At 64.8% G+C, this 11,764-nt stretch carries 14 protein-coding genes; 11 read left to right on the top strand and 3 right to left on the bottom strand.

The features are described 5' to 3' along the window. The first annotated feature begins 125 nt into the window (after positions 1-125). The 6 genes from TH2_RS05380 (at position 126) to TH2_RS05355 (ending at position 4,064) form a co-directional block, all read left to right on the top strand. Positions 126-641, top strand: a complete 516-nt coding sequence (locus tag TH2_RS05380; RefSeq protein WP_008889392.1) for a crossover junction endodeoxyribonuclease RuvC — start codon at positions 126-128, stop codon at positions 639-641. Continuing rightward, positions 638-838, top strand: a complete 201-nt coding sequence (locus TH2_RS05375; RefSeq protein WP_008889391.1) for a hypothetical protein — start codon at positions 638-640, stop codon at positions 836-838. Before TH2_RS05380 ends, TH2_RS05375 begins: the two co-directional genes overlap by 4 nt. Beyond that, positions 831-1,268 carry a DUF6362 family protein gene (locus TH2_RS05370; RefSeq protein WP_008889390.1) on the top strand — a complete coding sequence of 146 codons (438 nt, stop codon included), beginning with the start codon at positions 831-833 and terminating at the stop codon, positions 1,266-1,268. The genes TH2_RS05375 and TH2_RS05370 overlap by 8 nt, the downstream gene beginning before the upstream one ends. Positions 1,269-1,585: 317 nt before the next feature. Then, on the top strand, positions 1,586-2,914 hold the full coding sequence (locus TH2_RS05365) for a site-specific DNA-methyltransferase (protein ID WP_008889389.1): 1,329 nt from the start codon (positions 1,586-1,588) through the stop codon (positions 2,912-2,914). Then, complete coding sequence (locus tag TH2_RS05360; RefSeq protein WP_040822740.1) at positions 2,911-3,159, top strand: DUF7220 family protein; 249 nt, start codon at positions 2,911-2,913, stop codon at positions 3,157-3,159. Before TH2_RS05365 ends, TH2_RS05360 begins: the two co-directional genes overlap by 4 nt. A 242-nt stretch (positions 3,160-3,401) precedes the next feature. After that, complete coding sequence (locus TH2_RS05355) at positions 3,402-4,064, top strand: hypothetical protein (protein ID WP_008889387.1); 663 nt, start codon at positions 3,402-3,404, stop codon at positions 4,062-4,064. An 89-nt stretch (positions 4,065-4,153) separates the two neighbouring features. Here the strand turns inward: TH2_RS05355 and TH2_RS05350 are convergent, their stop codons facing one another. From TH2_RS05350 to TH2_RS05340, 3 genes are all read right to left on the bottom strand, one after another. Beyond that, positions 4,154-4,357 carry a hypothetical protein gene (locus TH2_RS05350; protein ID WP_008889386.1) on the bottom strand — a complete coding sequence of 68 codons (204 nt, stop codon included), beginning with the start codon at positions 4,355-4,357 and terminating at the stop codon, positions 4,154-4,156. Between the two features lie 6 nt (positions 4,358-4,363). Continuing rightward, complete coding sequence (locus tag TH2_RS20505) at positions 4,364-4,837, bottom strand: DUF3489 domain-containing protein (protein WP_008889385.1); 474 nt, start codon at positions 4,835-4,837, stop codon at positions 4,364-4,366. Between the two features lie 102 nt (positions 4,838-4,939). Further along, a complete protein-coding gene (locus TH2_RS05340; RefSeq protein ID WP_008889384.1) occupies positions 4,940-5,308 on the bottom strand; it encodes a hypothetical protein in 369 nt (122 codons plus the stop codon). A 123-nt stretch (positions 5,309-5,431) separates the two neighbouring features. On the opposite strand from TH2_RS05340, the gene TH2_RS05335 reads away from it, so the two are divergent. The 5 genes from TH2_RS05335 (at position 5,432) to TH2_RS05315 (ending at position 11,761) form a co-directional block, all read left to right on the top strand. Further along, a complete protein-coding gene (locus tag TH2_RS05335; protein WP_008889383.1) occupies positions 5,432-5,965 on the top strand; it encodes a hypothetical protein in 534 nt (177 codons plus the stop codon). After that, positions 5,955-7,895 carry a phage terminase large subunit family protein gene (locus TH2_RS05330; protein ID WP_008889382.1) on the top strand — a complete coding sequence of 647 codons (1,941 nt, stop codon included), beginning with the start codon at positions 5,955-5,957 and terminating at the stop codon, positions 7,893-7,895. Before TH2_RS05335 ends, TH2_RS05330 begins: the two co-directional genes overlap by 11 nt. A 107-nt stretch (positions 7,896-8,002) precedes the next feature. Beyond that, positions 8,003-8,212 (top strand): phage head-tail joining protein, encoded by a 210-nt coding sequence (locus TH2_RS05325; protein ID WP_008889381.1) that lies wholly within the window; start codon positions 8,003-8,005, stop codon positions 8,210-8,212. After that, positions 8,212-9,714, top strand: a complete 1,503-nt coding sequence (locus TH2_RS05320; RefSeq protein WP_008889380.1) for a phage portal protein — start codon at positions 8,212-8,214, stop codon at positions 9,712-9,714. The genes TH2_RS05325 and TH2_RS05320 overlap by 1 nt, the downstream gene beginning before the upstream one ends. 13 nt (positions 9,715-9,727) lie before the next feature. Further along, positions 9,728-11,761 (top strand): prohead protease/major capsid protein fusion protein, encoded by a 2,034-nt coding sequence (locus TH2_RS05315; RefSeq protein ID WP_008889379.1) that lies wholly within the window; start codon positions 9,728-9,730, stop codon positions 11,759-11,761. Positions 11,762-11,764 lie beyond the last annotated feature (3 nt).

Raw genomic sequence — 11,764 nt, 5'->3', positions numbered from 1 at the left:
ATTTCCACGTTCCCACCTCCCCCTATAGGGGGAGGAGTGTTCCCGGGAACGCACACTCCTCCCACCAATGGTCGGGTTGCTGCTTCCCGGCCCATTCCCAAAACCGATTGCCAAGGAGCCCGATGATGAGCCAGCCCGCATTGATCGAATTTCTCGCCGAACAGGCGCCGGACCACCCCGTCATTCTTGCCCTCGATCTCGGCACCAAGACCGGATGGGCGCTGCATGGGCCGGACGGTCGGATCATCAGTGGCACCGCCGAGTTCAAGAACGACCGCTGGCAGGGTGGCGGCATGCGCTTCCTGCGCTTCAAGCGCTGGCTCACAGAGATCAAGCAGGCGGCAGGCTACCTGGACGCCGTTTTCGTCGAGGAAGTCCGTCGCCATGCCGGGGTCGACGCCGCCCATGCCTACGGCGGCTTCCTCGCTCACGTCACCGCCTGGTGCGAACACCATGCGATCCCCTATGAGGCCGTGCCGGTGGGCACCATCAAGCGCCATGTCACTGGCAAGGGCAACGCCAACAAGGACGCGGTCATCGCGGCGGTGACGGCGCGGGGGTATGCCCCCGCCGACGACAACGAGGCCGACGCCATCGCGCTGCTGCTCTGGGCCATGGAGACCCGGGGAGGTGCGCGATGAAGCGTTTCCCGAAAGGCTACGGCGGCGAACGCCGCGACCCCGAACAGGTCAAGCGCGATGGATGGCACGAGCAGGGTCTGCTCGCGGTGTCGGTGGAGGATGACCGCCTGACCTGGCCCGAGCGCGAACTGATCCGCCAACTGGGCGAGAAGCTCTATGGCCGGCGCGACGGCGGCCGGGAGGTGCACCATGGCTGACTGGACGCCGGAACGGGTCGAGGACCGTCTCGTCGAGGCCGCCGACGTGCTCAAGCGGTTGCCCGAGGAGAAGGTCCAGGGCTTCTTTAACGTCTGGCCCGAGGTGGCGCGCGACTTCGCCGACATGGTCGGAGCGATCCCTCAGCCCATGCGGCGCCCCCCACCCTCGGCGGCGGCCATCTCGCGCATGGAGGAAACCCTGACCTGGATCCGCTTCCTGGCACCCGAGGACGGCAAGCTCCTCTGGGCTCGAGCCGAGGGCGCGCCGTGGAAGGCCATCTGCTGGCGCTTCGGCGTCAGTCGCGCCACCGCCCATCGCCGCTGGCAGTACGGACTCAGCGTCATCGCCCTGCGGCTCGACGGTCGCCGCGTCCCGGCGAAGCGCTCGCAGTCCTTCGTGGTCGACCGGGCGGCACGGCTGTCAAGATGAAACCGCCTCGTGAGACATTTTTCCGTGAGACATCGGACGGTGAGACAGGCTCGGCTTCGATGGGCTATATTCAAACCATGCTCGCGAGAGGCGCGCGCGGGACACGTGGTCCCGGTAGTCGTCGCCCGCTAAGTATTTGATATCTTGGTTCCTTCCTGGCGGATATCGTATGCGGGAGGCGCCAGCGCGGGATTTCGCCACCGACAGGCCCGCCAACTTACTTGACACCGACTTGACGGATTGACGCCAACCCCAGGGTTTCTGCGGGTTTGCGCCGCCGGTCCGTCAAGCGTTCCCGACACATGGCAGATTGACAGATGGACTTGACGATCGAAACCGTTCCGGTGGATCGATTGATCCCCTATGCGCGCAACGCCCGCACCCACGACGAGGGGCAGGTCGCGCAGATCGCCGGGTCCATCGCCGAGTTCGGTTTCGTCAATCCGATCCTGATCGGCGAGGACGGTGGCGTCATCGCCGGACATGGCCGTCTCATGGCGGCGCGCAAGCTCGGTCTCGACGACGTGCCGGTGATCCGCCTCGGCCATCTCTCCGAGACCCAACGCCGGGCGCTGATCATCGCCGACAACAAGATCGCGGAGAACGCCGGATGGGACGAGGAACTGCTGCGTCTCGAACTGGCGGACCTCAAGGCCCAGGACTTCGACCTCGACCTGACCGGCTTCGACCTGTCGGAGATCGACCGGTTGTTGGAGAGCGAGGATGGGGAACAGCAAGCCGGTGGTTTCGTTGCTGAGGACACCATCCCGGAGCCGCCGGTCGAGCCGGTCAGTCGTCCGGGTGACCTGTGGCTGCTGGGCGATCATCGTCTGCTCTGCGGCGACAGCACGAACGCGGATGACGTGAAGCGCCTGATGAACGGCGAGCGCGCCATCCTGTTCGCCACCGATCCGCCGTACCTGGTCGACTACGATGGCACCAACCATCCGCAGAACAGCGCGCGCAAGGCCAAGGTCGCCAAGGGTGACACCAGCGGAACCGACGGCAACAAGGACTGGTCCGCCACCTATGGTGTGACCTGGGACGATTCCTCGCAAGGCCCCGACCTCTATCGCGGCTTCATCAAGGCGGCGATTGCGGAAGCGATCGAGCCCAACGCCGCCTGGTACTGCTGGCATGCCTCCCGCCGCCAGGCCATGCTCGAAGAGGTCTGGACCGAGATGGGCGCCTTTCAGCATCAGCAGATCATCTGGAACAAGGAGAAGGGCGTCCTCACCCGGTCGCGCTATCTCTGGAAACACGAGCCCTGCCTGATGGGCTGGATCAAGGGCAACATGCCGCCCAAGGCGGATGGTGCCGAGTTCCTGCCGTCGGTCTGGGACATCCATGGTCTCTCGGGCGAGGAACGCCCCGACCATCCGACGCCGAAACCGCTGGACTGTTTCGCGACGCCGATGCGCCAGCATGTGGAGCCGGGCGGTCTGTGCTATGAGCCGTTCTCGGGGTCGGGATCACAGATCATGGCGGGCGAGTCCGTTGGCCGACGGGTCTTTGCCATGGAGATTAGTCCCGTCTACGTGGACGTGGCCGTCGAGCGTTGGCAGAAGGCGACCGGCAAGACCGCCGTCCTCGACGGGGACGATCGGACGTTCGATGAGATCAAGGAGGAAAGGACGCGCGGATGAGGCAGTCGAGACGCATGTCGCTGGTGGAAGCGCTGGCCAACGTGGGCATCGGTTACGGCGTTGCCGTGGCGACACAGATCGCGGTGTTCCCGCTGTTCGGGCTCACGGTGTCGCTCTCGGACAATCTGGCCATCGGCGCTGTCTTCACCTGCATCAGCATCATTCGCTCGTATGCGGTCCGCCGCCTGTTCGAGGCGATCCAGATGCGTGGATCTCTGACGAGTGCCGCCGGGATCTGGCGATGAGCTCGTCTGTGGAAAATATCTCCAGAGGTAAATTTAGGATCGGGCCGAAATGGTCGCTCCGCCGCTAAAGCCGACCAACACCGACGGCCTCCAGGAGAGCGAGTCCTTTGCTAATCGGAGGGAGCACTGAGTTTCATGTTACCTTGTGTTCGTGCGTAATATATAATTATGACGCACGATATTGACTTTTTGTGCGCAATTCCATATATTCGTGATGGTGGTGAAATTTGGAGTGTGCGCCGATGGCATTCAGAGCAGACGAGGCCGCGTCTAGCGGATTTGAGAGAGCAAAGAATTACCTCATTCCGGTAACGTTTTCTCCAGAGGTGAGGTCCGAGAGCGAGGAAGCGCTGCTGGACCTTGTTGATGAACTGGGGCCTGCCGTTGAAAGTTATCCAACATGGCACCCGCTTGTATCCAAACATGATGGACGTAATCCCGAGACTATCCCGAATGCACAAACCGGGTATAAGGGGCTGGACCATACTCGTTATTTTGCGCACGGGTTTATCACCTGTCCGTATGGGGGCGTGGCAGATGTAATTGAATCCGCATCGCGAATTAACCACCATTGCGCGACCATCACGGCCGAAGAGTTGAACGTACGGTTCTACGCAGATGGAGCCAAACCAATCGTCGTAAAATGTGAATGGTCAGAACCGCTTTCGCTCGGCAAGCTGATCCCGAAGAAAATCGCTGTTCCCCTAATGCTCGAACAGGAATTGCCGTGTTGGAGGTGGTCAAGCCGCGCTGAAAGATGGGAGGTAATGCGCCCATATCTTTTAGGTGAACCGCACGGCAGCAGATCTTCTCTTTTTGTCGATCAAGAAACGGCTCTTGCAATGAAAAGAGCCTACCTGGCAATGGTCGAAAGCGGCATGTTTGGCCCGTTGAAAATGGACTGATGCCCCCTATGGCTCTACATAGCGGGCTCAAGAATTCCAGGTCCGCTTTTCCCGCCGGGATCTGGCGATGACCCCGGCGGGAGAGATGGTCAGGCTTCGTCGATCGGGTCGACGGCGGTGACGTAGGCGTCGCCCTTGTTCCAAGAACCGTCGTCGAGACGCCATTCGGTATCGTCGCTGGCCACCAGCTTCTCGAATGCCGCCTCTTCAGCCTGCACCATGGTGTCGGCATCGACCTCGATGACCGTGCTCTCGGTGACGTCGCGGGTGATGATCACTTGGAAGGTTGGCATAGCTGGTTACGCCTCGATCCGATAGATCCGCTCGCCGGTGTCGAGCTTGCGCGAGACGATGTTGTACCCGAGCTTTTTCTTGAGCGCCCCGCTGATTGCACCGCGCACCGTGTGCGGCTGCCAGCCGGTGACCTCGGTGATCTGAGTGATGGTCGCGCCGCCGTCGCGCTTGAGCATTTCGATTACCTTGGCCCGTTTGCTGTCGCGGGGCTTGCGCTTCGTCTTTGGCGGTTTGGCGCCTGCGCCGATCCCGATGCCGGACATGGCTTCGCCGGTCGGCGTGATCGCCTCGATGCCAGCCGCCTGGAGTACGTCCTGGTTGGAAAGGTGGTGCTCGGTGATCAAGGCCTTCAGGCGATCGACCGCCTTGCTTTTGTAGTTGAACGATTTGGTGGTGACCGTTTCTCCGGTGATGCTGGAAATCGCGGTCGCGAGCTGAGCGACGGTGAATTTCTCGATGGCGACGCTGGTGGTGGTCATGGGGTTATCCTCCGAGTGATGCCGCCGCGACCATCGCGGGGCTTCTACCACCCCGAGCCCCGACGCTGATCGCGCGGGGCGATGGCGGGGAGGAGCCGTCCATCAGCCGAAGGCTTCGGCTTCGATCTCGCAGTGGGTGACGAACCCGGTGAGATAGGGAAGCCCCGATGGGATGCCGGTCTCGCGGCTCGTGCGCCGGGTGATGGTCCAGCCCATCCAGCGCTCGACCGCCGCGTCGATGGCGCTCTCGATGGTGAGCTTGCGCGCCAGTCCGTTGGCAACGTCGTCCGCAAAATGCCGCCCATATCGGCTGTCGAGGAAGTCGCGCACCGCGTCGTGCGGGCAGCCCGTGGCGCGGCCGATCCGCGCCATGGCCAGCGGCCAGGCCTCAAGCGGGTCGCCGTGGTGGGTGATGGTGCCGAAGAAGCCCCAGTCGGTGTTTCGCGTGGGCAGGATGGTTTCGGTTTTCATGGCGTCGTCTCCGTGTCCGTTGGTAATCCCATACAGGCTCCACGGGCGAAGAACATCAAGTCTAATAGATTGTAATTGATCAAGTTTTCGAGGGCGGCCCGGACATGGGAACGTTGAACGCACATGCTTGTCAGTCAGGCCGAATACGCGCGCCGGCGTGGGGTTTCGCGCCAGTACATCGGCCAGATGGTGGCCAAGGGCGTGATCGCGCTGAAGGACCGCAAGGTGGACACGGATCAGGCCGATGCCGCCCTGGCGGCGGTCCGTGAACCGGCGCGGCCCGAGCGCAGCACCAAGCCGAAGTCCGACCCGGCCCCGAACCCGGCCGTTCCGGCGACCGATCTTCCCGCGCTGCCCCAAGGTGGTGCGGGCGGTGGCGATCTGCCGACCCTGCTCTTGAAGACCCGGATCAAAAGCGAGGTCGAGAAGGCCAAGCTCCTGGAGATCAAGGCGCGGGTCGAGGCCGGTAAGTACGTCGATGCCGACGAGGTGAAGGTCGCCGCTTTCAACAAGGCCCGCGTCGTGCGCGATGCCCTGATGAATATCCCTGAACGTCTGTCCGCCGTGCTGGCGGCCGAGACCGATGCCGCGCGGGTGCATGCCATGCTGACCAATGAGATCCGCGCAGCACTCGAGGACCTGACCGGTGCTTCCTGACGCCGCCGCCATCCATGACGCCGCGTTCGACCGGGGCCTGCGTCCCGATCCGCTGTTGAAGGTTTCCGAATGGGCCGACCAGCACCGGCGTCTCTCGGGCAAGGGCGCGGCGGAGCCCGGTCCCTGGCGCACGGCCCGCACGCCGTATCTGCGCGAGATCATGGACTGCCTGTCGCCGTCCTCGCCCTACGAGCGGGTGGTGTTCATGAAGGGCGCGCAGGTGGGCGCGACGGAAACGGGGAACAACTGGATCGGCTACGTCATCCATCATGCGCCCGGTCCCATGCTGGCGGTCCTGCCGACGGTGGAGATGGCCAAGCGCAATTCACGCCAGCGCATCGATCCGCTGATCGAGGACAGCGAGGTGCTGTCCAGTCTGGTCAAGCCGGCACGCGCGCGGGATTCCGGCAACACGGTGCTCACCAAGGCGTTCCAGGGCGGGGTGCTGGCCATGACCGGGGCCAACTCGGCGGTGGGCCTGCGCTCCATGCCGGTGCGTTATCTGTTCCTGGACGAGGTCGACGGGTACCCCGGCGACATCGACGGCGAAGGCGATCCGGTGGCGCTGGCCGAAGCCCGGACCCGGACCTTCGCGCGGCGCAAGGTGTTCATCGTCTCGACGCCGACGGTCAAGGGCGTGTCGCGCATCGAGCGCGAGTTCGAAGCCTCGGACCAGCGGCGTTATTTCGTGCCCTGTCCCCATTGTGGGCATTTCCAGTGGCTCGAGTTCGAGCGCCTGCGCTGGGACAAGGGACGCCCCGAGACGGCGCACTACCTTTGCGGCGAATGCGAGGGGCATATCCAGGAGCATCACAAGACGCGGATGCTGGAGGCAGGCACGTGGCGGGCAACCGCCGCGTCGGAACAAGGCAGCGAGAAAACGGCGGGCTTTCACATCTCCAGTCTCTACAGCCCCATCGGCTGGCGAAGCTGGGCGGACATCGCCGCCGATTGGGAGGCCGCCCAAGGCAATGACGCGGCGCTCAAGTCGGTGAAGAACACGGACCTCGGCGAGACCTGGGTCGAAACCGGTGAAGCGCCCGATTGGCAACGGCTCTATGACCAACGCGAGACCTGGTCGGCGGGGAGTGTTCCCGCCGGGGGCCTGTTCTTGACCGCGGGGGTCGATGTCCAGAAGGACCGCCTGGAAGTGGACGTCTGGGCCTGGGGGCGTGGACTCGAAAGCTGGCTCATCGAGCACACCGTGATCGAAGGCGGGCCGCACCGTCCTGATGCCTGGACTGATCTCGACGCGCTTCTGGACCGGACCTGGCCGCATGCGCGCGGCGCCCATTTGCGGATCGCCAAGCTGGCCATCGATACCGGCTACGAAGCCCCGGCCATATACGCCTGGGCGCGCCGGGTCGGGTTCGGGCAGGTGGCGCCGGTGAAGGGCGTCGAAGGCTTCAATCGGGCGAGCCCGGTGTCCGGGCCGACCTTCGTGGACGCCACCGATGGCGGCAAGAAACTGCGCCGTGGTGCAAGGCTCTGGACCATTGCGGTCTCGACCTTCAAGTCCGAGACCTATCGCTTCCTGAGGCTTCAACGCCCGACCGACGAGGAAAAGGCGGAGGGTGCCGCGTGCCTGCCGGGCACGGTGCATCTGCCGAGTTGGGTCGAAAGCGAATGGCTCAAGCAGCTGGTCGCCGAGCAATTGGTGACGGTGAAGACCAAACGCGGCTTTGCCCGTCTCGAATGGCAGAAGCTGCGCGAACGCAACGAAGCGCTGGACTGCCGGGTCTATGCCCGGGCGGCGGCCTGGATCGCCGGCGCCGATCGCTGGTCTGATCGTCAGTGGACCGATCTGGAGGAGCAACTCGGTGCGGTCGATGGTGGCGTCGAAGCCGCCGGCATGATCAACCGCCCGGCCCCCGTGTCGTCGGAAAAACGCCGCTCCGATTGGCTCGGTCGGCGGGATGGTTGGTTTTGAAAAAAGAAGGCCCCTCTGGTGCGCATCGTTGAGAGGCGTGAGGGGCGTGTTGAGCGCAGCATAACGCCAGACCTGGGTCGTCTCAAGACAACTCCGTGAGTTCATAAATGTCGTCATTCACTGAAACCGAACTGGCGGCGCTGAAACGCGCCTATGCCAGCGGCACGCTGCGTGTCAGCTACGACGGCAAGACCGTCGAGTACGGCTCTGCCGAGGACCTGCTGGGCCGCATCCGGACCATCGAACGGGAACTGGCGGCTGCCACCAAGCCGCTTCCGGTGGCCGGCTTCGCCGGGTTTCGGCGAGGTAATTCCTGATGGCTCTGGGCTGGTTCGATCGAGCCCTGGCGGCGGTCGCGCCGAGGGCGGCCACTCGCAGGGCGCTGGCGCGGCAGGCTTTCGATGGGCTGGCGCGCGGCTACGATGGCGCTGCCAAGGGACGCCGCACCGACGGCTGGCGGACTCCGGGCACCTCAGCGGATACCGAGGTGGCCATGGCGTCGGCGTTACTGCGCGATCGCATGCGGGATCTGGTGCGCAACAACCCGCATGCCGCCAAGGCGGTGTCGGTGCTGGTCAACAACATCATCGGCGCCGGGATCATGCCGCGCGCCACGTCCGGCGATGAAAAACTCGACCGGACCGTCAACGCGCTGTGGGAACAGTGGTCCCGCCGATGCGATGCCGACGGCCAGTTGGACTTCTACGGCCTGCAGACGCTGATCTGTCGCGAGATGGTCGAGGCCGGTGAGGTGCTGGTGCGCCGACGTCTGCGCCGCCCGAGCGACGGTCTCGACGTTCCCCTGCAAGTGCAGATCCTGGAGGCTGACTTCTTGGATGCTACCAAGAGTGGCCAAGGCAGCGGCAAGGGACGCTTGGTGCAAGGTGTCGAGTTCGACGGCATCGGTCGCCGCACCGCCTATTGGCTTCACGAAAGCCACCCCGGCGATGTCTTCGGCGCCTGGCAGGGGGGACTGCAAAGCCACCCCATCCCGGCCCGCGACATCGTCCATGTCTACGAGAAGCAGCGGGTCCAGGTGCGCGGCGTCCCCTGGGGCGCGCCGGTGATCCGCAGTTTGCGCGACCTCGACGACTACGAGGTCGCCGAGATCGTGCGCAAGAAGACCGAGGCCTGTGTCACGGCCATCGTGTTCGGCGACGAGGAAACCCAGCAGGGCGTCGCGCCCGCCGTGGTCGATGCCGACGGCAAGCGGATCGAGCAGTTCGAGCCGGGTCTCATCGCCTATGCCCGAGGCGGTAAGGACATTCGCTTCAACCAGCCGGCGGCCGTCGGCGGTTATGCCGAGTACAAGCGGGCCAGCCTGCACACCATCGCGGCCGGCTTCCGGGTGCCTTACGAACTGCTCACCGGGGACCTTTCCCAGGTGAACTATTCCTCGATCCGCGCCGGGCTGGTCGAGTTTCGGCGCATGATCGACGCCGTGCAGTGGCAGTTGTTCATTCCCATGCTGTGCCAGCCGGTGTGGGACTGGTTCACGCAGGCCGCCTGGGCGGCCGGGCGCATTCCCGAGCCGGTCGTGCCCGTCGAATGGGCGCCGCCCAAGTTCGACGCCGTGGATCCGTTGAAGGACGCCATGGCGGATCTGCTGTCGGTGCGTTCCGGGACCATGACCCTGGCCGAGGCGATCGCCCGCCAGGGTCGCAACCCGGACGCCGTGCTGGCGGAGATCGCGGCCACCAACGCCAAGTTGGATGAAGCCGGGATCGTGCTCGATTCCGATCCGCGCCGGGTGACCAAGACGGGCAGCGCGCAAGCGGCCGACGCGTTTGCCGCCACCGACATCGACACTTCCGACTGATTTCGAGGATTTCATGGATACCACCATCGAACTGCCGGCCTTGCGCCGGGCGGCGGAGCTTGCGCCGAACTCCGCCGATGCCGAGGCCCGGACCATCGACGTGGTCTGGTCCACTGGCGCTCGGGTGCGCCGCGTGCCGTTCTTCGGCGAGCCTTATGACGAGGATCTGAGCCTGGAGGCGGACCATGTCCGTCTCGACCGCCTCAACGCCGGCGCACCGTTTCTAAAGGTTCACGAGACCGGAGAGTTGAGCGCGGTGATCGGCTCGGTGGTGCCGGGCAGCGCGCGCATCGAACAGGGCCGGGGTGTCGCCACCATTCGCTTCTCCGATCGCGATGACGTGGAGCCCATCTGGCGCGACATCCAGGCCGGGCACATCCGGGCGGTCTCCATCGGCTATCAGGTTCACCGCTATGAGGTGAACAAGCCGGAAGGGGCGCGCGAAGTCTGGCGGGCCGTCGACTGGACGCCGTTCGAGATTTCCGCCGTGCCGGTGGGCGCCGACGCGGACGCCGGCTTTCGCGCCATCCACGACCCCCATGCTCCCCGCACCCACGAATGCGTCGTGCATCGAGACGGCGCCGAACCCCCTTACAGCAAGAGGACCCAGACAATGCATGACGAAGACAACCGTGAGAACGATGCCGCCGAGGTGACCGAGGCAACGATTTCCGAGGAAGCCCCGAAGACCCCGGACGATGCCGCCGAGACCCAAGCCCAGCCCCAAGCCGTGCCCCAGTCCCGGACGGCGGACGCGGAAGCCCTGGTCAGCCGGGCGCGCGAGGCCGAGCGCGAACGGGTCTCGACCATCTACGACCTAGCGTCCAAGCTGGACCTGGAGCGCGGCTTTGCCGACGACCTCGTGAAACGGGGAACCTCGTTGGACGAGGCCCGCACGGTGATCCTCGATCAAGTGGCGTCCAAGTCCGAGGAGACGCGGACCTTCTCCCAGGTCTCCGTGCCGCTGGGCGGGCGCGACGAACGGGTCACCCGCCGGGACGCGGTGACCAGTGCGCTGCTGCATCGCTACAGCCCGACCCTGTTCCCGCTGGAGGATGCCGCGCGCCAGTATCGCGGCATGACCCTGATGGAACTGGCCCGCGAGAGCCTGTCGGACGCCGGCGTCAACACGCGCGGCCTCTCGCGCGACGAAGTGGCGACCCGGGCGCTCCATTCCACCTCCGACTTCCCGGAGATCCTGGCGGCGGTCACCAACAAGACCCTGCGTCAGGCCTACGACGCCTATCCTCGCACCTTCACGCTGTTCTGCCGCCAGGTCCTGGCCACCGACTTCAAGGCCATGCACCGGGTGCAGTTGGGCGAGGCGCCGCAGCTTCTGAAAGTGGACGAGAGCGGCGAGTTCAAGCGGGGCACGCTGGGCGAGTCCAAGGAGAGCTACCGCATCGAGACCTATGGCCGGGTGGTCGCCATCACCCGTCAGGTGCTCATCAACGACGATCTGGACGCCTTTACCCGGATCCCCGCCATGTACGGCAACGCCATCGCTCAGCTTGAAAGCGACGTGGTCTGGGACATCATCACCGCCAATCCGGCCATGGCCGACAACAAGAACCTGTTCCATGCCGACCACAAGAACCTGGCCGGCACCGGCAAGGCGCTCGGTGTCGATGCGGTCGGCGCAGCCCGGGCGGCCATGGCCAAGCAGACCGGCCTCGACAAGAAGACGGTGCTCAACATCCGCCCGTCTTTCCTGATCGTGCCGGCCTCTCTCGAGTTGAAGGCCGAGCAGATGGTGGCCCAGAACCTGGTGCCGGCCGACACCGCCAAGGTGGTGCCGCAGTCGATCCGCACGCTCTCGCCCATCTCCGAGCCGCGTCTGGACGCCGTCAGCGAAACCGCCTGGTACCTGGCGGCCAGCCCGAACCAGATCGATACCATCGAGTATGCCTATCTGGAAGGCCAGCAGGGCGCCTACATCGAAACCCGCAACGGCTTCGATGTGGACGGGGTGGAGATCAAGTGCCGCCTCGACTTCGGCGCCAAGGCCATCGACTGGCGCGGCCTCTATAAAAATCCTGGGGCGTAACCG

Source organism: Thalassospira profundimaris WP0211 (genome assembly GCF_000300275.1).
Classification (GTDB): domain Bacteria; phylum Pseudomonadota; class Alphaproteobacteria; order Rhodospirillales; family Thalassospiraceae; genus Thalassospira; species Thalassospira profundimaris.
Note: the sequence above shows the minus strand (reverse complement) of the source record. Positions and strands in the feature narration are given on the sequence as shown.

Coding starts and splice junctions, on each gene's coding strand:
- TH2_RS05380 (WP_008889392.1), top strand. CDS start 126: ATGAGCCAGCCCGCATTGATCGAATTTCTCGCCGAACAGGCGCCGGAC.
- TH2_RS05375 (WP_008889391.1), top strand. CDS start 638: ATGAAGCGTTTCCCGAAAGGCTACGGCGGCGAACGCCGCGACCCCGAA.
- TH2_RS05370 (WP_008889390.1), top strand. CDS start 831: ATGGCTGACTGGACGCCGGAACGGGTCGAGGACCGTCTCGTCGAGGCC.
- TH2_RS05365 (WP_008889389.1), top strand. CDS start 1,586: ATGGACTTGACGATCGAAACCGTTCCGGTGGATCGATTGATCCCCTAT.
- TH2_RS05360 (WP_040822740.1), top strand. CDS start 2,911: ATGAGGCAGTCGAGACGCATGTCGCTGGTGGAAGCGCTGGCCAACGTG.
- TH2_RS05355 (WP_008889387.1), top strand. CDS start 3,402: ATGGCATTCAGAGCAGACGAGGCCGCGTCTAGCGGATTTGAGAGAGCA.
- TH2_RS05350 (WP_008889386.1), bottom strand. CDS start 4,357: ATGCCAACCTTCCAAGTGATCATCACCCGCGACGTCACCGAGAGCACG.
- TH2_RS20505 (WP_008889385.1), bottom strand. CDS start 4,837: ATGACCACCACCAGCGTCGCCATCGAGAAATTCACCGTCGCTCAGCTC.
- TH2_RS05340 (WP_008889384.1), bottom strand. CDS start 5,308: ATGAAAACCGAAACCATCCTGCCCACGCGAAACACCGACTGGGGCTTC.
- TH2_RS05335 (WP_008889383.1), top strand. CDS start 5,432: ATGCTTGTCAGTCAGGCCGAATACGCGCGCCGGCGTGGGGTTTCGCGC.
- TH2_RS05325 (WP_008889381.1), top strand. CDS start 8,003: ATGTCGTCATTCACTGAAACCGAACTGGCGGCGCTGAAACGCGCCTAT.
- TH2_RS05320 (WP_008889380.1), top strand. CDS start 8,212: ATGGCTCTGGGCTGGTTCGATCGAGCCCTGGCGGCGGTCGCGCCGAGG.
- TH2_RS05315 (WP_008889379.1), top strand. CDS start 9,728: ATGGATACCACCATCGAACTGCCGGCCTTGCGCCGGGCGGCGGAGCTT.